Below are 18,241 nucleotides of genomic sequence, written 5' to 3'. Positions count from 1 at the left end.
GGTTTTCCTGTTCTGGAAACGCATCAGCGGGGTGAGGATTTAGGCGGATGGAGAGAAGATACATCTGATCCTTTGTGGGAGCGGGCTTGAACTGGTCAACTAATTTTGGACACCAGTTACGGTTTCATGCCGCCAGTTTCTCCATAGCTACCGGCGACCGGTAGCCGTTGTAGCTATGGAGCCTGACGTTGTTGTAACGCATCACATAACGCTGCACATCCACCCGCGCCTCATGTTCCGAGCGGTAGCCATCTTCTGGTACCCACTCTGACTTGAGGCTTCCAAAGAAACGCTCCATCGGAGCGTTGTCCCAGCACTCACCTTTGCGACTCATGCTTTGCAGGAGGCCATGTTTGCGCATTTCTTTCCTGAATTTATGACTGGTGTATTGGCAGCCCTGGTCAGAGTGAAACAGCACCTCTTTTGGCCGGCCTCGCAGGTCGACCGCCATCCGCAACGCTTCGCAGGTCAGCGTGGCATCGGAAATCATCGAAAACGACCAGCCCACGATCCTGCGGGCAAACAGATCCAGCACCGCCGCGAAATACATCCAGCGCGTGCCGACTTTGATGTAGGTCACATCGCCGCACCACACTTGGTTAACCGCAGTGACATCAAACTTGCGCTTGAGCACATGCGGCGCCACCAGCGCCTCAACGCCGGAAGATTTGTACTTGTGCCGCCGCCGTTGATGGCTGGCAACACCGGCTTCGCGCATCAAGCTGCGAGCCATATGTCGCCCGACACGATGCCCCTTGGCTTGCAGTTCCTTGGACAGGGTGCGAGACCCTGCGGACGCTCTGGATTCCTTGTGATGCTTGACCAGCACGGCCTTAAGTTTCTCCCGCTCAGGATTCACCTTGCCCTGACGCTGACGCCAGGCGTAAAAGCTGCTGCGGGTGACTGCAAACGCCCGACAGCAATTGTTAACGCCGTACTGCTCGTCCAGCTCATTGATCAGCGAGAATGATCTTTGGAGTCCAAAAGCAGGAGAGCACTGGCCTTTTTTTAGGATTTCAATGTCCAGGTCTCTTTGCCTGAGCAACGCTTTGAGCTGCTGAATCTCCCGCTGATCGGCGGTGATTGCCTTGGCCCCCACCGGGGTCGAACCCAAGCGTTCTTTGCGAACCTGGTCGACCCAACGGCGCAAGGCCGTAGGGCCAATATCCAAACTGGCACAAACATCGGGAACTGACTGGCCCTCGTCCAGCACCATGCTGGCGGCCTTGAGTTTGAACTCACTGGAATAAGATTTACGCATATCCAAACACCTCAGATTTGGGCGCCATCATAGCGCCCGATTGAAGTGTCCAAAATCATTAGGCCAGTTCAGCTTGCTCGCGAAGGCGGCGTTACAGTCGACATTGATGTTGAATGTAATGGCCTCTTCGCGAGCAAGCCCGCTCCCACAGGGTTTTGTGGTGTTTTTCAGGTTGGTTGCAGCGGCATCGTCAGCTCGACCCGCAAGCCGTCCGGTCGGCTATCGAAATGCAGCGTACAACCGCAACGCTGAACGATCGCCTGGACGATCGCCAGCCCCAGGCCGCAACCCGTGCTATGGCCGTTGCGCCAGAAGCGTTGGGTCAAGTGTTGCAAATCCTCTTCGGCAATCCCCGGCCCATGGTCGCGCACCACGAACTGCACACGATTGCCGGTAGTTTCCAGGCTCAACTCCACCGCTTTGTCGGCGGGAGTGTGGCGCAGTGCGTTGTCGAGCAAGTTGCGCAGCGCGGCGATCGACAGCACGGCAGGCATTTGTACTGGCGCAGCGGAGACCTTGCCCGGCGCCTGAAACCTGATGCGCTGGCGATCACCGCTCGCCGCATCCTGGATCGCCAGTTTTGCCACTTGCTCGGCGTTGCACTGCACACCGTCGTCAAACGACAGGCTGCCCTCGACCCGCGCCAGCAACAGCAATTGCTCGAGGGTGCGGTGCATGCGATCCGCCCCTTCTTCGGCGCGCGCCAGGGATTGGTCCCGGGCGCTACCGTCGGTCATGCGCGCCACTTGCAGGTGGGTCTTGATGGCGGTCAGCGGGCTGCGCAACTCGTGGGCCGCGTCACCAGTCAGGCGACGTTCGCGCTCGATGGCCTTGCCGATACGCTGGAGCAACTGGTTCTGGGTTTCCAGCAAGGGTTGCAGCTCGCTGGGCAATGGCTGGATCTGCAAGGGTTCCAGGGAGTCGGCGCTGCGGCGCATCAAGGCGTCGCGCATGCGGTTGAGCGGCGCCAGCCCCTGGCCGATGCCCAGCCAGAGCAGGCACAGGCAACCGAGCAGCGCCACGCCCACCGGTACCGAAGCGGCCAGCAGGATCGACATGTTCAACGCCTCACGCTCAATCTGCCGGTCGGCAGTGGTAATGCGCAGATCGCCCCGGGCCAGTGTGAAACTGCGCCACGGCGCGCCGTCGATCATCTGATCGTGAAAACCCAGCTTCTCGGCCTCCAGAGTCTGCTGCGGATCGGTGTGGCTGCGGGCAAGGATTTCACCGCGCAGCGAGCTGACCTGGCACGCCATGCCACCCGGTATGTTCAGTTGTTCGGCGCTGAAGTGGGTGCCCTCGCCCTTGCTCGGCAGGGGTGGCAGTTGCTCCATCAGGCCGGCGACCATGCGTGCCGACGCCACCAGGCGCTGGTCGAGGGAAAACATCATTTGATTGCGCAAATCGCTGAGCATCCAGGCCGCGGCCAGGGCCCAGATCAGCGCAAACGCGGCGCCGAGCGTCAGGCTCAGGCGCAAACGCAGACTCATCACTTCGATTCTTCTCCGCCATCAGCCGGCCCCAGGCGATAGCCCAGGCCGCGCACGGTCTCGACAATGCCATTGCCGAGCTTGCGCCGCAGGTGATGGATATGAACGTTGAGGGCATTGCTTTCCAGCTCGTCGTTGAAACCGTAGACGCTGTCCTTCAGTTGCTCGGTGGACAGCACCCGGCCACGGTTATGCAACAAGGCTTGCAGCAGCGACTGCTCGCGACGCGAGAGATCCACCGGCTGGCCGGCGAGTTTGGTCTCGCGGCTGCTCGGATCGTAGGTCAGGGCGCCGTGTTCGATCAGGTTGACGCTGCGCCCCGCCACCCGTCGCAACAGCGTGTGCAAGCGCGCAGCGAGTTCGCGCAGGTCGAAGGGTTTGAGCAGGTAATCATCGGCACCGGCTTGCAGGCCATCGACGCGGTCGGTGACCGAATCACGCGCGGTGAGGATCAAAACCGGCAACTCCAGGCCCTGATGACGCAACTGTTGCAGCAGCTTGAGGCCATCTTCGTCCGGCAGCCCAAGGTCGAGCACCATGACATCGAATTCCGCGACCCTGAGCATGGCCCGGGCAGCGGACGCCGTGGCCACGTGCTCCACGGTCAGGCCCTGGGCGGTCAGGCCGGCAACGATGCCGCTGGCGATCAGCTCATCGTCTTCGCAAACCAGTACGTGCATGACAGCTCCATGGGTAAAAACATGAGTCAAGCAGGTGAGGATTAAGGCCCAATTATGACAAGCCATGTGAATCAGGAGAAGCGCCAGGACCACCCGGAGCCGTTGTATCAGCTATTACTTGCCGTCTGAACAAGACTTGAACAACTAATCGTTAACCTGAACATATAAATAACGAAACAAAGCTCACTGAACAGACCTTTTAACAACTGCATAAAATCATGCAACCAGCGGATCACTATCGACACGTGAAAATGGATCTGGACGTACCGCTGAATAACATCAATAAAACTGAAAGGAATCAGACTATGCGTACATTAAAAAACGTGGTCGCCGTAGATTGGCGATCAGGAAAAGACCGTTATTACTTCTTTTTCAAAGATACCGAAACCTACACTCGAATCGATGCTGAATACCGCAACCTTCCAGACGGATACCCCGCATCAGTCAACTCAGGTAATTGGGACAGTTTTCACTCAGACGTCAAAAATCTGAGATTCGGGTTCTCAACCACCAATATTTACAGGTTCGATGGGCAAGAAGCTTTTGACCGGGATTATCTTCTGCTTTTCTATTACAAGGGCGAAACCCCCATGTGCTGCTGGTACGATCAGGATGATGACAAGGTCACTCGCCGTCGACCTGTGGCAGATACTCACTATCGCCCTATTCTTCCGTACTTTGACAGAATTGTGGCGGCCACATGGTGGGAAAGCTTCGGTGTAAACTGGATAGGAAAAAAGTCACCCGTTCGATTCCTTATGAACGACGGGCACACTTTCATGTTTGATATGTACGAGAAGAATGTGCGCCTTGAGCCCATCGATGAGCGCACCTGGCCTGGCTTGGCACCGTACAAGGATCGGATCCTCACCGGCGTACAAAATGACCGAACGCTGGCGGAAAGTCTTTTCCATATCTTCCTGACCGATAATGAATTCATGACCTATACCATTCCCAATGGCGAACTCGTGCACGGCCCCGAGAAGGTCGATGAAAACAGCTGGCCGGGTCTGCTTCGCGACTGAGCCTGGTCAGACCATGGCAAGCGAGCGGCGGTTAATCATCGGTTAATCGCCGCCGCACATTGTGCACCTCACCTGCACTGAGCCAAGGTTTTTCCATGCGTCGACTGTTTTTGTTTTTTGTTCTCTTGATCTCGGGTCTGGCCCAGGCGGGAACAAATCCGTTCGAAACCAAACCTGAATTTCTTCCGGTCGGCAAAGCCTTCATTTTTACTTCCGAACGCCTGGAATCCGGTGAAACCCAGCTGTTCTGGCAGATTGCCGACGGCTATTACCTGTATCAGAAGCGCCTGAAATTCGATGGCCTGCCGGAACAGCACAAACCCGTGCTACCGGAGGGCGAGGCCCACAGCGACGAGTTTTTCGGTGAGCAGCAGGTTTATCGACAAGGCCTGGAACTGAAAATCCCTGCCGGGACCAGTGGCCAGATCAAGGTGGGCTTCCAGGGATGTGCGGATGCCGGTTTGTGCTATCCACCGCAAACCCAGGTCGTAAACCTGGGCGACAGTGCCACAGTCAATTCAGCCACCGAAGCGCCAGACCAGGCCTTGGCCAGCGACCTGCAACAACGGGCGCTGGGCTGGAGCCTGCTGGTGTTCTTCGGTCTGGGCCTGCTGCTGGCCTTCACCCCTTGCTCACTGCCGATGCTGCCGATTCTGGCCGGGCTGATCGTCGGCAGCGGCGCCTCGCCCAAGCGTGGTTTCGCCCTGGCCGGCAGTTACGTGGTCAGCATGGCGCTGGTGTATGCGGCGATGGGTGTCCTGGCCGCCTCCCTGGGGGCGAACCTGCAAGCCTGGTTGCAGAACCCCTGGCTGCTGGGCAGTTTCGCGGTGATTTTCGTGTTGCTGGCGCTGCCGATGTTCGGCTACTTCGAGCTGCAATTGCCGGTGGCCGTGCGGGATCGACTGGAAAACGTTTCGCGTAATCAGCGCGGCGGCAGCCTGATCGGCGCCGGGGTGCTGGGCGCCCTGTCCGGTCTGTTGGTCGGGCCCTGCATGACCGCACCACTGGCCGGCGCGCTGCTGTACATCGCGCAAAGCGGTAACGCGTTGCATGGCGGATTGATTCTGTTCGCCCTGGGCATCGGCATCGGTGTGCCGCTGCTGTTGCTGGTGACCGTTGGCAATCGCTTCATGCCCAAGCCGGGTGCGTGGATGAACCTGGTCAAAGGCATTTTCGGCTTCCTGTTCCTCGCCACGGCGCTGCTGATGTTGCGCCCGGTACTGGATGAGTCGCTGTGGGTCGGCCTGTGCGGGGCGTTGTTGCTGATTGCGGCGTACAGTGCCTGGAAACAGTCGGATGGCTTCGGTCGCACTGCTCACCTGTTCGGTGCCAGCTCGTTGCTGCTCGGCTTGTGGGGCAGTCTGTTGATGATCGGTGCGGCCGGCGGCAGTGATGATCTGCTCAAGCCGTTACAGGTCTTCCGCGCGTCCAGTTCCGCCGTCGCTGCCATGCCGACCGGCCACGACGCCTTCACTACGATCAAGGACCCGAGTGCGCTGCAAAGGGAGTTCGATGTGGCGCAGGCTCAGGGCCAGTGGGTGTTGCTGGATTACTACGCCGACTGGTGTGTGTCGTGCAAGGTCATGGAAAAGCAGGTCTTCGGCAAACCCCATGTGCTTGAAGCCTTGAGCGATGTGCGCTTGCTCCGCCTGGACGTCACCGCCGACAATGCCGCCAGCCGCGAGTTGCTCGGCCGTTACAAAGTGCCTGGACCACCGAGCCTGCTGTGGATTGGCGCTGACGGTGAAGAACGGCGCAGCCAGCGCATCACCGGCGAGGTCGATGCCGACACTTTCCTGCAACGCTGGATCACCACCCGAGACGCCCGTTGATGCTGACCTTCACCCTCGGCACCTTTGCCATCGCGCTCAATCACCTGCTGCTGATCAGCGCGTTGGCGCTGGCCACTTTTGTCGGCTGGCGGGTGGCCAAGCGCGGCGGAGAAAACCCCGAGTCCGCGCTGTTCAGTCTGTTCCTGCTGGGCATGCTGGCGGCCCGGATCGGTTTCGTGGCGGTCTATTGGGCGCACTACCACAATGATCCGTGGCAGATCATCGACCTGCGCGATGGCGGTTTTCTCGCCTGGCCGGGGGTGATTGTCGTGCTGCTCGCCACGCTGTATCGCGGCTGGCGTCGCCCGGGGTTGCGCCGCCCACTGGGCTTTGGCGCGGCCAGCGGCCTGGCGTTCTGGGTGTTGGCAACGTTCTCCCTGTCGATTTATGAACAAGGCACGCGCCTGCCGGAAATCGCCCTGCGCAACGCCGCCGGCGAAACCGTGCAACTGGCCGACTACAAGGGCGGCCCGTTGGTCATCAATCTCTGGGCAACCTGGTGCCCGCCGTGCCGCCGGGAAATGCCGGTGCTGGAAAGCGCCCAGCAACAACGTCCGGACCTGACGTTCCTGTTCGTCAATCAGGCGGAAAGCATGCAAAGCGTCGCGACCTTTCTGGAAACCCAGGGCCTGAGCCTGTCCAACGTGCTGTTCGACGGCGGCGGGCGACTGAGCCAGGCCGTCGGTTCCATGGCATTACCGACTACGCTGTTCTACAGCCCCGAAGGTCGCCTGCTGGGCAGCCATCTGGGTGAGCTGTCAAACGCCAGCCTGGCTCGCGCACTGGAAAACTTCGACACCGTACCCGCCACCTCTTCAAGGAAACTGCCATGCCCCGCCTCCGCCACCTGTTGACCCTGAGCCTCGGTGTCGCCCTGCTGCACCTGCCGTCGGTACAGGCCGAAGAGTTGCCCGATGCGATCAGGAAAATCGAGGCCAAGGGCGCGAAAATCGTCGGCCAATTCGACGCCCCTGACGGCTTGCGCGGGTATGCCGCGCAATACCAGGGCCGCGGCATGGCGCTGTACCTGACACCGGACGGTAAACACGTACTACTGGGCAACCTGTACGACGCCGAGGGCAATGACCTGAGCAGCGCGCCATTGCAGAAACTGGTGTATGCGCCGATGGCCAAGGAAGTCTGGGCCAAGTTCGAAACCAGCAACTGGATCGGTGACGGCAAGAAGGATGCGCCGCGCGTGGTGTACCTGTTCAGTGACCCGAACTGCCCGTACTGCAACATGTTCTGGGAACAGGCCCGGCCGTGGGTCAAGGCCGGCAAGGTGCAGTTGCGCCACATCATGGTGGGCATCATCCGCGAAGACAGCCCCGGGAAATCAGCCGCACTGCTCGCCGCCAAAGACCCGGAAAAAGCCCTGCAGGACCACGAAGCCGCCGGCAAGGGCAGCTCGCTCAAGGCCTTGAAGGAAGTGCCGCCAGCGGTTCAGGCAAAACTTGCGGCCAACATGCAATTGATGGAAGAGCTGGAGCTGCAGGCGACCCCGGCGATTTTCTACATGGATGCCAAAGGTGAGTTGCAACAGCAGCAAGGCGCGCCGTCACCGGACAAACTGGTGAAGATTCTCGGGCCGAAGTAAGCAGGATCAAAAGATCGCAGCCTTCGGCAGCTCCTAAAGGGCTGCGATCTTTTTCGTTAAACCTACTCCGGATTGCGTTCAGCCAAAAACTCCAACAGCGCCTGGCTGACAAACTCCGGATTTTCCAGACTGGAAATATGCCCAGCTTCTGGCACCAGCACACACGGGCAGCCAATCAACTCGGCCATTTCACGGGCTTCCTCCGGCGGACGCGGAATGTCCTGGGCACCGCACATCACCAGTGTGCTGGCACTGTCTAGCTCGCCCAGCCGGTTCATACAGTCATCACGGCCAAAGGTAATGCGCCCCATCGGCACGATGCTTTCACGCAGGCGATCGGTGGGCAAAGCCGCCAGCGCCGCACGGAAGTTCTGGTACAGAGGCGACTGCGGGTCGATGCCGGGGCGAAAGAAGATCGGCACTATGATATCCAGCAGCGCTGGAGTGATGACACCCGCCTCTTCGATCTGCTTCAACAGTGAAAAGTAGTACTGGCGAGTCGGTTCCGGTTCGACGCCGAGGTAGGTGTCCATCAACACCAGGCCATTGAGCCGGTGCGCTGCCGACAGCGCCAGACGCACGCCCCACATGCCGCCGACCGACAGGCCGACCAGGGTGACCCGCTCGATGTCCAGATGATCGAGCAAGACCAGAGCCTGACGCGCAATGTCATCCAGTGAAGTCGTACCGACAGGCAATGGCCCGGATTGGCCGTGTCCCCACAGGTCCAGGGCTATCACACGATACTGTTGCGACAGCGCGGCGATCTGCGGTCCCCACATGGCCTGGTCCCACAGGTAACTACCGGCCAGCAGAACCGTCGGGCCGCTGCCTTGATCGATGTAGTGAAGGGGTTGTCCATCTATTGTTACGTAGGGCATCGACTGTCTCCGCGAATAAAAATGGAGCCGGAAGACTGAGTGGCTGACAGTCCCTCGTCAATCGCTGGAGTGTGTGCGTTTGTGCCCCCGCCTTCGCGAGCGAGCTTGCGAGCCAGAATCACCAAGCCACCGGCAAGGGCGAGTTGCAGTGTCACCGGACAAGTTGTCGAATATTTTCGGGTCAACATGACTAATGCCACATGAATGGGTAATCAGCCCCCGAAAGCAAGCGTGGCCATAGTCAAAATGACAGTGGCCACGCAAACCGAACTATCCCTTCACTTGCACAGGTGTCTTCTTTTCGTCCTCGATCAGGTTATAGCGATAGACTCGACCCGCTTGTTTGTCGAACGCGAAATCATGACCTGGAATCAAGTGAACTTTTCTGGTCGGTTTGCAATCATCTTCGTTCTTCGCCGAACAATCCTTGAAGGAATCGATGACAACTACACTATTGCCATTGTTTTTCACTTGATAACCATTGGCAGTGTTATCGATTTTGGTATCAAAACGGGTATTGCCCGGTCGAACAAAGAACACCATGCCATAACCGGCCATTACGTTAAAACCGGCTGACATTTCCTTTTCATACGTTTCACGCTCAGTGTCCGAGACGGCGAACTTGTCTTCTTTTTCGGGAACAACGGGTAGAAAACGAACGCGAAAATAGCGCTCTTTACTCCGATCGCCGGTATACAGCAGGCGGGTACCCTGAGTTCCTTTGGCCGGTACGATTAGCCTGGCCGGGCTGGCGACCAGGCCGTCACGGGTACTGCCATCAACACTCTTCAAGGGCTCTTCGCGGGAGTTTCCATTCTGCTGATAAAAAATCTCCTTGATCTCGATCTTGACGAACGCCGTTGAAGTACCACCGTTATGAATACGTTTCAGATAGGTACTTTGATCGCCCTTCATAAAGTCATAGAAGCTACCAATTTGCAGGCTGGGGCCGGCGTGCGCGCACAGACTGAAGAAAAACGTGCACAATAACATATAAATGGATTTCATGAGATATAGCCTCGTACTGGGACAACAGCCTGAGTAAGCCTCAGGCTTTGCTACTGCAATTAGATATCGGAATCAAACGTTATATTAACGGTTCCTCGATAACTGCTATCGTCGTGCATTGTTGCAACTGAATCTTGCTGCACTTCAAAATGCAGCAGGCTGGGTTGTCGAGTGGGCAAACCTGCTGGCTTCAGATGCTCCAGGCCGGCACCGCCTATCTTCAGCGGACGCCGTGCTACCGACTGGCCTGCATCGTCCACCCAAGGATTTGGCAGGCTGACACTGATATCGACAGGTACTTCGTGGGTACCGTTGCTTATCAGACAGGTTCCAGCTCCCGGTTGACTGCAGCTGAGATCCATTTTAAACGGCGTAGACGTCAAGATGAAAAACCGCAAGTCACCCAGTATTTTCTCGGGTCGTCTTCCATGGGTGATCCACTCCATCCAGCCGCCCTTGGGTGCCAGGGCAATACTGTCGGCGGGCATTTTGATGTTGACGTCCTGCTTTACCGCCAGGTTCAAATTGAATGTCATTGCACCGTCATTGGGGGTCAAGACACCCATATCGAAATCGCCGCTGGTGGAGTAAGTATACGACCCTTCATATTCGCCACTTATCAACTGCTCCGGTCGAACAGCCCGCAGTTCATAATGTACATCGAGCCGTTGCAAAGTCATTCCGGGAATGTTGTATTTCGGACTCCTTGAGCAAGTGGTGACGTTCTGGGGGGTCAACCAAAATGCCGTAAAATCTGTTCCATTGTCATCAGCCCCCTGGGAAGTATCATTGACTTGCCGGCAGGAACCAGTTGCCTCAGCCCACGAGGGTTGCCAGAGATAGGCGTGAGAATCAAACACAGGAAAATCCGCCGGAAGTCCGACTATTGCTTGCACTGTTCTACTCAAGCGATAACGGGTCCCCACTCCGGCAATGCGAATTTCGATCTCCGCTGTTTCGCCAGGAATCACCGCATGCTGGACAGTAAATCTGCGCCATGTCGCCGGAAAACCAAAAGGGATCACATGATCTTTGGCAATGCCCCCTGACGACGTAAAAGCAATAGAGAAGCTGTTACTTCGAATCCCCTTACTATAGCAATTAGCCGGATATTCCGTGCAATACCCGGTTTGAGGTGTCTGATTGATAATCTCCGCGCTTCCCGGATTAAGCGGATCCGGGCTGATCTCGGCTTGTACCTCCAATTCAGCGGCATTGGCTAAACTTGCAAACCCGCAAAGTGCCGATCCCAGCACCAGACGGTTGATTAACTTGTTCATTTGACTGTCCTGTGTACGCCATGTTCTGACTGCTTTTGTATAAGTGCCCATCAACTGGCCTTCTCAGACTTATAAGCAGCTTCGGCCAAGGTGTCCGGATGACACCGCAGATCCCCTACCATCAGCACATCATTCTCTCGACGCTGGGAGGCTGGATCGAGCCTGAACTGGCATAACAACTGACTGTCGTGCCGCACTTCGAGTGTAGGAGAATTCTCGCTAAGCTCCATGGAAAAGAACCCATCGACTTCGCTGACACCACGACTGGCATGGTTGATGACGTGATGGCCTTTCAACGGTTTTCCACCGGCATCCAACAGACGCCCCATCACGGTCACGGTCTTCAGAATGCGCACCTGGCGATAATCCACCCCTCCCTTGTTCAAGTGATAGGTGGTGCGCGCAGGCTGGATTGCCGCCGCAGGAACATCGGTGCCCTTGAAATCGAAATTCACCGTGCCGTTCTTGTACGCCGAAACGGGAATGAAATTGCGCCCCGGCCGCAACGTGGCGTGGGTACCGGCGAAGTCGTCGGCCCGCAGCTCGATATCATCGAGATCGCTCTCGACATCGACGATCATTCCCGCCTCTCCGGTCGAGGCCTGGCTACTCATTACGAGTTTTTTGCCACTGACCGCCAAAGTACTGTCCAGATTCAAACCGCCGCTGATCTGACCGTTGTAGGAGGAACGTTGCGCATGCATCGAACCGCTGACCTGGTCAGTCTTGAAATCAGCCGTGCCCGCCTGACCTGTCCCGTACACATCCTTGCTGACGGTTGCAGAAACACTTTGCAGGACGTGATCCTCGAGGTCGCGACGATAGGTGACGGACGCATTCGGATCGCGTCCACCGTCACGCGATGTACGTTGACCGACGCTACCGCTCACCTGGTGACCGTCGGAACCCAGTGCCATGCGCAGGCTGATATCGATCCCGCGGTTTCGCTGGTCGGCAGTGCCAACCGTGCCTGGTCGATCGAACACCGCCACGCGCCAGTCGGCGCGGTTGCCGAACAACTGTGCGTTGCGGGTCCAGCTCAGGTCGATGCCCACGCCTTCGGAATAACCCTGACTTTGGGAGACTTGCGCGCTGACCGAGCTCTTGCTGTTCAAGCGCTGACTCACCGATAGCGATGTATTGCTGGTTTGTCCGTTGTAGGTGTTGCGTTGACGGATGTGTGTCCCGTCCGGCAGCACTTCGTAAGTATTACGGGTGTCCAGCCAGCTGCGCTGATGGCGCAACACCAGACTGCCGCCGTTGTAGCGATGCACACCTTGCAACTCCATCCCCGTGCCTTCGCCCTTGGTCTGGGAAAGGCTGGTGTAAAGGGACGTTTTCTCGCCCACCGTCCAGTCGGCAGAGGTGCCCAACTGCATCTGCTCCTTGACCTGACGGGCTGAAAGCCCCAGGACAACTCGCGGATGCAGCAAGAAGTTAAAGGCCGCGCCTGCCGTCAGTTCACCGTCATCGCGCTCCTGCCAATTGCTGAGCAGTTTGCTCTCGCGACCGGCGAACAGGTTGTAGCGCCAGCGATTTTCCGGGTTGCGCCAGTTAGTGGGCTTGTAAATAAGCTCTGAAGTGGTGGTAATCACTTGACCGTCTTCGACCACCCGTACTTCCACTTCGTAGATTCCGCCGGGCAGCGGACGTGTATCGAGCGCCTGCAGACCGCTCGCCACCTGCTGACTGTTGATCAGCACACCGTTGCGATAGATTTCCACCATCGCCTGGCGGTTGGCGGTCACCGTAATGGGATAGAGACTGGGGTTGGCGTTGTCGATCGCCAAGCTGTCGGAACTGCCGTACATCAGGCCCATTACCGTGTCGGGACCTCGCCCGATGGTGCGCACAGACCGAGTCAGACCTTGGGCACTGGGCGTGAAGTACCCGGCACGGATGAAGCTGCCCTCCAGTTCCCGTTGGGTATGCAACTCATGGACAGCATGCTTGATGCCAGTGTCCATCCCTGACATGCGCGACAGTTGAGCATTGAACGTGTTCGTCCAGTTGCCCAGGCTCGCGGTTGCCTCCAGGCCATAACGGCCGGCGATATTCTGCTGCTGACCGCCGCTGATGTTCAGTTGATTGCGCACAATCATACCGTGGCTGCCGCCTTCAGGCTGATCATGAAACTGGCGGATTTGCGGATCGCGCTCGGCGTTCTCCGTCACCAACGACACCATCGAGTCTTCCAGACTGTAGTAAACCGACTGCAATTGCCGAGGGCAGCCACTTTTACAGGCGCCCAACGTCGCGCCCTGCGTCAGGAAAGCGGCCCACTCATCACGCTCGCTCGAAGCAAGGTCACTGTTGCGTGTATCCGTAAAGTTGATCAGCGTCACTCGCTCATCGCGGGTCAACAGGATCATGGCTTCACCCAGGAACTGTCGATCGACTTCGACTCGAACAGCCAATGGAACATCAAAAAAGAATTCATGAAACTCTGCAGGCAAACCTTCAGCCTGCTGGAGCAAACTTACGGACTTGTTCGCAGGCTGGCTTTCACTGGCAAGCGCGCCTGCGCAAAAAATTAGCGCAAGCGCTCCTGCGATAGGAGTCATCGGAAACATTGATCAATATCTCAAGTTAGCGCTTGCACGTGCAAGAAAGAATGCGGCCGACTGCGCCGGCCACATAAAGGACTTACTGTTAGCTGGAACTTATCCAACAATTATCAAGGTGCGTCGAACATCACACGAACGAATCCGGTGTAGTTACCTTCCTTGTAACCGGCGGCAGGTGCGATTGGCTCAATGCTCAGGGGGGCGATGACTTCAGTTTTCGCAGCATCAGCAGCGAAAACTTCTTTTTCGCTGCCATCAGTCAAATCAACGTCATTAAACTTGACGGTCAACTGAATATCATCTTCGCCAGAGGTGATGAACGCCGGGTCCATCAGAGTTGCCTTGATGGCAGGGGCTGTGCCAATGGAAACGTTGCTTTTCACCTTGAAGTTACGGCTGATGCCTTTCAGCGTGGAAGTGTCAATATCCCAGGCCAATTGCTGAGGCTTTTGTACAGTATCGAGGTTGGATGGCTGCACATAGAAGTCGGTGCTCGGAATATCAGCGTAGACTTCAATGGTGTGAGTTTGTGGAACAGCCATGGCAGCCGAGGAAACAAAAGCCAAAGCAAGCACCGGGGCAGAAATTGCAATTTTCTTGAACATTGGAATTACCTTTAAACATCTGATTGATAGTGCGCGCTTCGGCCAAGCGACAAAAGTCAGGCACCGGGTTATTGATCAACACCAACAAATATGATGTTGCGTTTCAACGGCGCGCATCTTCTCGTTTTCCGTAGGACCGGTATGCAAGACCTATCCGAACATTCTGTAGGACAAATCCCTGCACAAAAAACCTTCGCGCGCGACTAATGAAAGAGGCCCGAGTGCCGCTGGCCCGTTGCGCAAGTGTTGTCTGAGAGTGTTTTGAAGCTCTTCAGGGATGTCGGGAAGTGTTCATCAAGGAGGCAGGGCAGTAGATCCCGGGGGCGTACCTGGCTGAAAGAGATCTTTTATGTGAAAGTCCAACGGACGTGCTTACCGGCAATCGAGTATGAGGCGGATTTGCATCCGCCGTCCTCTCACACCACCGGGGGGTGTCAGAAATTTTGTGTTCGGGCATAACGTACGAAACGATGGCTCCGCCGTTCCCACTCGCGGTCGAGTTCGTTGAGCTGGATGTTCGACAGCAGCGGCGAGAGCGGGCCGCCTTGCGGGTGGTACTCGCCGGCCAGCAACCGAGTCTTGAGGATCGGCCAATACTGTTTCAAATAGTCCGCCAACAGGTCGACCGTCATGCCATCGGTACCCGGTGTGCCCTCATCGCTGACCACGCGTTTATACGCACGCTGGTTGCGCTTGCGCGCAACTCGCCATGCCTGGCGCACCCACAAAAAAATCCCGATGCACAGGCATCGGGATTTTTTATACATGCATAGTCAGCGACACAGGGAAACGACTATTTCCTCTGAAGAGAAATACCCTGCGCCGGATACTGAATGGTCGCCCTCTCCGACTCATTACCGGAGTCATCGAAGGCCGTCACTCCAAATACATATCGACGCCCCGGTTGCAATTTGGTAACAGCAAACTCCGTTTCCACTGTCGTCCCCGCTACAATTTCTTCTCCACCCTGCTCAACTTGATAAATTCTATAATTAACCACTGGAGAACTGTCGTACGACGGCTCCCAACTCAATATCAGACCAAGATTACTGGTGCGCAAGTTTGAAGGGACTGTGGGTGCTGTGACGTCTTTAAATTTTACGGTAACACAAAGAGGGTCCGAATAAAGAAATTCCTCATCAACAGTTCGAATGCAATACTGGTGATCACGCCCTTGCATTGGAGTGTTATCCCTATAGGGAGGTTTATCTACTATCTCGAGTAGCACTCCGTCTCGCCGTATTTCAAAACGCGGTTCGCCAGTGTCGACCTTGCCTCCATCCCAAAAGAAGTAAACTTCACTCTCCGTTTGAAAGAAAGGAGTGAAATGATTCGGAGGAGTAGGATTAGCTCCTAATGTGGTGACATTAATTTCTATAGGTGGAACGATCCCCGGACCAAGGGAAATTTTGTACGTTTGGAGAGGAAGCAAATCAGTAACCGTCCAACTTGAACTACCGTACCAAGCAACCCCCAGCTGACGAGTTCCACCTGAAGGCTGATGCAAAAACACAGCAGTACCATTCCCCGGGATAAAAAAATTCACAGTAACCGTGAACTCTCTCCTACCTACACTATCAAGCCTAATTTCACCTTTAGGAGTCTCATTAGCACTAGCATCCCGACCAGGCGACACTAAACCAGAAACAGAAACAGAAGTATTCATGACAACCACCTTATAAATTACCGAATCCGCATTTAATTTTTAACCGCAGCACCATTCAAGCATCAAATCCAGGTAACCAAAACTGACAGATCTACTAGTTGAAAACACTTAAACCATGCACTACAGATTCGTTCCAGCCACCAAAAAATCCGCGCCACCTGTTATTTCTAACAGGTTCCAACCGCCCAGAATCGCGCAATAAAACACCCATGACCTTTTCAGCACCGCCGAAAGCTCGGGAGAACAGCCATGCACATTGCGAGTTCGACACAGTTCCAATCCACAACGCCGCGCGGCGCTCCCCACAACTGTGCGGACACATCACCTATCTAGCCGTAACTGTCCACCAAAGAGCTCGAAATTCTGAAGTGGTGCGCCATGGGCAAGTGATCTTGGGAGATCGCGCAGAATCTTGCGCGGTCTGAGGCGGGGGTGAACTATCACATCGGCAATATCGTGCGAAAATTCGGCGTCAGTTCACGCACAAAAAAAATCCCGATGCACAGTCATCGGGACTTTTTATACAGACATAGTCAGCGACACAGGGAAACGACTATTTCCTCTGAGGAGGAATACCCTGTGCCGGATAGTGAATGACCTCCCTCTCCGACTCATTACCGCTTTCATCGAAGGCCGTCACTCCCATTTCATATGGTTTCCCCGATTGCAGTCCGGTAAACAGATACCACGGTTCCGTTGTCGTCCCCACTGGTTTACCGAGGCCCAGATCAAGGTGATAAGTAACCCTACCGGAACTGTCGTACACTGGGGTCCATCTCACTTTCACCTGAATCTCTTCGACATGCATATTCGTAGGTTTTGTAGGTGCGGTAATATCGTCGAAGGAGACCTCTATACAGAGAGGTTCAGATTCATAAAATTCATCATCAACGGTAGTTACGCAGTAAATATGGTCCCTTCCCTGCTGAGGAGTTGTATCCCAAATGGCAGTATCTTCAACCACTTCGAGCGTAGTCCCGTCTCGTTTTACAAGATAACGAGGCACACCACCATCTACTTCCCCATCATCCCACACCAATATTACTGAATCGGTCGTTTTAAAATGCTCCCGCAAATGTGTTGGTTTTTCCGGAACACCTCTAACTGCCGTCTTTCCGACAACCAAGGTCGGCCTAACCTTCTTCCCATCAGCACTGCGCCCAGTAAGAAAATAAACATATCGGGTATTTGACTTAAGCGAATCGACAGTAAATTTTGTATCGGGCCCTTGATAAATCACTTGACCTGAGTTATCACTCGCAACAAGACTGTATTCCACTAGCTCATCGCGATTCTCCCACGATAGCTCTATAGTATTTCTTGTCACACCTACAACTTTCCAGGAAAGAGGTGACTGGTCGAATTTTAGCTTATTGAAAACTGGCTGATTCATTTACCATCTCCACAAGAAAAATTTTACAACCACAGTGCTTTCTTCATAAAAACACTCCGCACCTGCATTAACCCATAAAAAAAGCCACCCACAAACTAGCAGAACTGCTAGTACTCGATAAAAAAACACCTCCAACCCGCGAAAAACTTCAACTTTTCAAAAACTTAACACTTACCGTCCCATTCGCTTTAACAAACCCAATCGCTGCAACACGCATACACTCCCGAAAAAACGCTATCAACTCAGTCCCCCCTGAACTTGCACTCGCAACCAGCCTGCGAATACAGCCCACCGACCTGTTATTTCTTACAGGTTCCAACGACGCTGAATCGCGCTATAACAGAGTCCTGGAGTTACTCACCGCCGTCCGAGGCGCCCCTACCCCGGGAGACCAGCCATGCACACTGCGAGCCCAATCCAGTTCCAACCCAGTACGCTACCCGCCAAACCCCACAGCTATGTGGATACACCTCATATCCCCCCGATTCTCTCTGCCAAAGAACAGGAAATCCTGAAGTGGTGTGCCATTGGCAAATCGTCCTGGGAGATCGGACGGATCCTCAATTGCTCTGAGGCGGGAGTGAATTATCACTTCTGCAATATTCGTCGAAAATTCCGCGTCAGCTCGCGCTGGCTGGCGTTGATCAAAGCACTGGAAATGGGATTGATCCATTTGGAGGGAGAGACAGAACTTCATCCAACGGTTGTGCAGATAACCCGATTAGCGTCGAAAAGTTTGTAGCGCGCCAATGTGCACAGGATTGACTCGGTAGAGCCCGGTTCGCCACGAACCCGTGGTTGACCCCAGCCAGTTCCTCCACCGGGTTGCACTCGAACATCGCCCGCACTGGCATATTCCATTGCAGGGATTTCTACAGGTTTGACCAGGTTCTCGCAGCCAGGAACTCCAGCAAAGCAGCGGTGACGAGCCCTGAATTTTCCAGATTGGAAACATA

The 18,241-nt window shown here is 55.7% G+C and carries 16 protein-coding genes and 1 pseudogene; 6 read left to right on the top strand and 11 right to left on the bottom strand.

The features are described 5' to 3' along the window. Nucleotides 1-124: 124 nt before the first annotated feature. From PPUTUW4_RS07650 to PPUTUW4_RS07640, 3 genes are all read right to left on the bottom strand, one after another. A complete protein-coding gene (locus PPUTUW4_RS07650) occupies nucleotides 125-1,261 on the bottom strand; it encodes an IS3 family transposase (RefSeq protein WP_015094096.1) in 1,137 nt (378 codons plus the stop codon). 167 nt (nucleotides 1,262-1,428) lie between these two features. After that, the gene (locus tag PPUTUW4_RS07645) at nucleotides 1,429-2,754 is read right to left on the bottom strand and encodes an ATP-binding protein (RefSeq protein WP_015094095.1); all 1,326 of its coding nucleotides are present in this window, start codon (nucleotides 2,752-2,754) and stop codon (nucleotides 1,429-1,431) included. Beyond that, nucleotides 2,751-3,431, bottom strand: a complete 681-nt coding sequence (locus PPUTUW4_RS07640) for a response regulator (protein WP_015094094.1) — start codon at nucleotides 3,429-3,431, stop codon at nucleotides 2,751-2,753. Before PPUTUW4_RS07640 ends, PPUTUW4_RS07645 begins: the two co-directional genes overlap by 4 nt. A 251-nt stretch (nucleotides 3,432-3,682) precedes the next feature. Here PPUTUW4_RS07640 and PPUTUW4_RS07635 point away from each other — a divergent pair, with 251 nt between their 5' ends. The 4 genes from PPUTUW4_RS07635 (at nucleotide 3,683) to dsbG (ending at nucleotide 7,885) form a co-directional block, all read left to right on the top strand. Beyond that, nucleotides 3,683-4,456, top strand: coding sequence for a hypothetical protein (locus tag PPUTUW4_RS07635; RefSeq protein ID WP_227698113.1), 774 nt, complete (start codon nucleotides 3,683-3,685; stop codon nucleotides 4,454-4,456). 95 nt (nucleotides 4,457-4,551) lie between these two features. Further along, on the top strand, nucleotides 4,552-6,288 hold the full coding sequence (dsbD, locus tag PPUTUW4_RS07630; RefSeq protein ID WP_015094092.1) for a protein-disulfide reductase DsbD: 1,737 nt from the start codon (nucleotides 4,552-4,554) through the stop codon (nucleotides 6,286-6,288). Continuing rightward, nucleotides 6,288-7,142, top strand: coding sequence for a TlpA disulfide reductase family protein (locus tag PPUTUW4_RS07625; protein WP_015094091.1), 855 nt, complete (start codon nucleotides 6,288-6,290; stop codon nucleotides 7,140-7,142). Before dsbD ends, PPUTUW4_RS07625 begins: the two co-directional genes overlap by 1 nt. Further along, complete coding sequence (dsbG, locus tag PPUTUW4_RS07620; protein WP_015094090.1) at nucleotides 7,118-7,885, top strand: thiol:disulfide interchange protein DsbG; 768 nt, start codon at nucleotides 7,118-7,120, stop codon at nucleotides 7,883-7,885. The genes PPUTUW4_RS07625 and dsbG overlap by 25 nt, the downstream gene beginning before the upstream one ends. 62 nt (nucleotides 7,886-7,947) lie before the next feature. Here the strand turns inward: dsbG and PPUTUW4_RS07615 are convergent, their stop codons facing one another. The 7 genes and pseudogenes from PPUTUW4_RS07615 to PPUTUW4_RS27875 form a co-directional block, all read right to left on the bottom strand. Further along, nucleotides 7,948-8,766 carry an alpha/beta fold hydrolase gene (locus PPUTUW4_RS07615; protein ID WP_015094089.1) on the bottom strand — a complete coding sequence of 273 codons (819 nt, stop codon included), beginning with the start codon at nucleotides 8,764-8,766 and terminating at the stop codon, nucleotides 7,948-7,950. Between the two features lie 270 nt (nucleotides 8,767-9,036). After that, nucleotides 9,037-9,774 (bottom strand): hypothetical protein, encoded by a 738-nt coding sequence (locus PPUTUW4_RS07610; RefSeq protein WP_015094088.1) that lies wholly within the window; start codon nucleotides 9,772-9,774, stop codon nucleotides 9,037-9,039. 59 nt (nucleotides 9,775-9,833) lie between these two features. Continuing rightward, nucleotides 9,834-11,054, bottom strand: a complete 1,221-nt coding sequence (locus PPUTUW4_RS07605) for a hypothetical protein (RefSeq protein WP_041474803.1) — start codon at nucleotides 11,052-11,054, stop codon at nucleotides 9,834-9,836. 50 nt (nucleotides 11,055-11,104) lie between these two features. Beyond that, nucleotides 11,105-13,627: a TcfC E-set like domain-containing protein gene (locus PPUTUW4_RS07600; protein WP_015094086.1), complete on the bottom strand. Its 2,523-nt coding sequence runs from the start codon at nucleotides 13,625-13,627 to the stop codon at nucleotides 11,105-11,107. Nucleotides 13,628-13,731: 104 nt separating this feature from the next. Next, nucleotides 13,732-14,226, bottom strand: coding sequence for a CS1 type fimbrial major subunit (locus tag PPUTUW4_RS07595; protein WP_015094085.1), 495 nt, complete (start codon nucleotides 14,224-14,226; stop codon nucleotides 13,732-13,734). Nucleotides 14,227-14,678: 452 nt separating this feature from the next. Then, nucleotides 14,679-14,972: pseudogene (locus tag PPUTUW4_RS27880) on the bottom strand (hypothetical protein); the annotation flags it as partial. A gap of 47 nt (nucleotides 14,973-15,019) precedes the next feature. Beyond that, entirely contained in the window at nucleotides 15,020-15,892 is an 873-nt protein-coding gene (locus PPUTUW4_RS27875) for a fibronectin type III domain-containing protein (RefSeq protein ID WP_015094083.1), read from the bottom strand. Between the two features lie 399 nt (nucleotides 15,893-16,291). Here PPUTUW4_RS27875 and PPUTUW4_RS30550 point away from each other — a divergent pair, with 399 nt between their 5' ends. After that, nucleotides 16,292-16,489, top strand: a complete 198-nt coding sequence (locus tag PPUTUW4_RS30550; RefSeq protein WP_275450458.1) for a hypothetical protein — start codon at nucleotides 16,292-16,294, stop codon at nucleotides 16,487-16,489. Here the strand turns inward: PPUTUW4_RS30550 and PPUTUW4_RS07585 are convergent. Next, nucleotides 16,446-17,285, bottom strand: a complete 840-nt coding sequence (locus tag PPUTUW4_RS07585) for a hypothetical protein (protein ID WP_015094082.1) — start codon at nucleotides 17,283-17,285, stop codon at nucleotides 16,446-16,448. The genes PPUTUW4_RS30550 and PPUTUW4_RS07585 overlap by 44 nt on opposite strands. Before the next feature lie 397 nt (nucleotides 17,286-17,682). On the opposite strand from PPUTUW4_RS07585, the gene PPUTUW4_RS30545 reads away from it, so the two are divergent. Continuing rightward, on the top strand, nucleotides 17,683-18,027 hold the full coding sequence (locus tag PPUTUW4_RS30545; protein WP_083884542.1) for a LuxR family transcriptional regulator: 345 nt from the start codon (nucleotides 17,683-17,685) through the stop codon (nucleotides 18,025-18,027). Nucleotides 18,028-18,241 lie beyond the last annotated feature (214 nt).

The sequence above is a fragment of the Pseudomonas sp. UW4 genome, assembly GCF_000316175.1.
Classification (GTDB): Bacteria; Pseudomonadota; Gammaproteobacteria; order Pseudomonadales; family Pseudomonadaceae; genus Aquipseudomonas; species Aquipseudomonas laurylsulfatiphila.
Note: the sequence above shows the minus strand (reverse complement) of the source record. Positions and strands in the feature narration are given on the sequence as shown.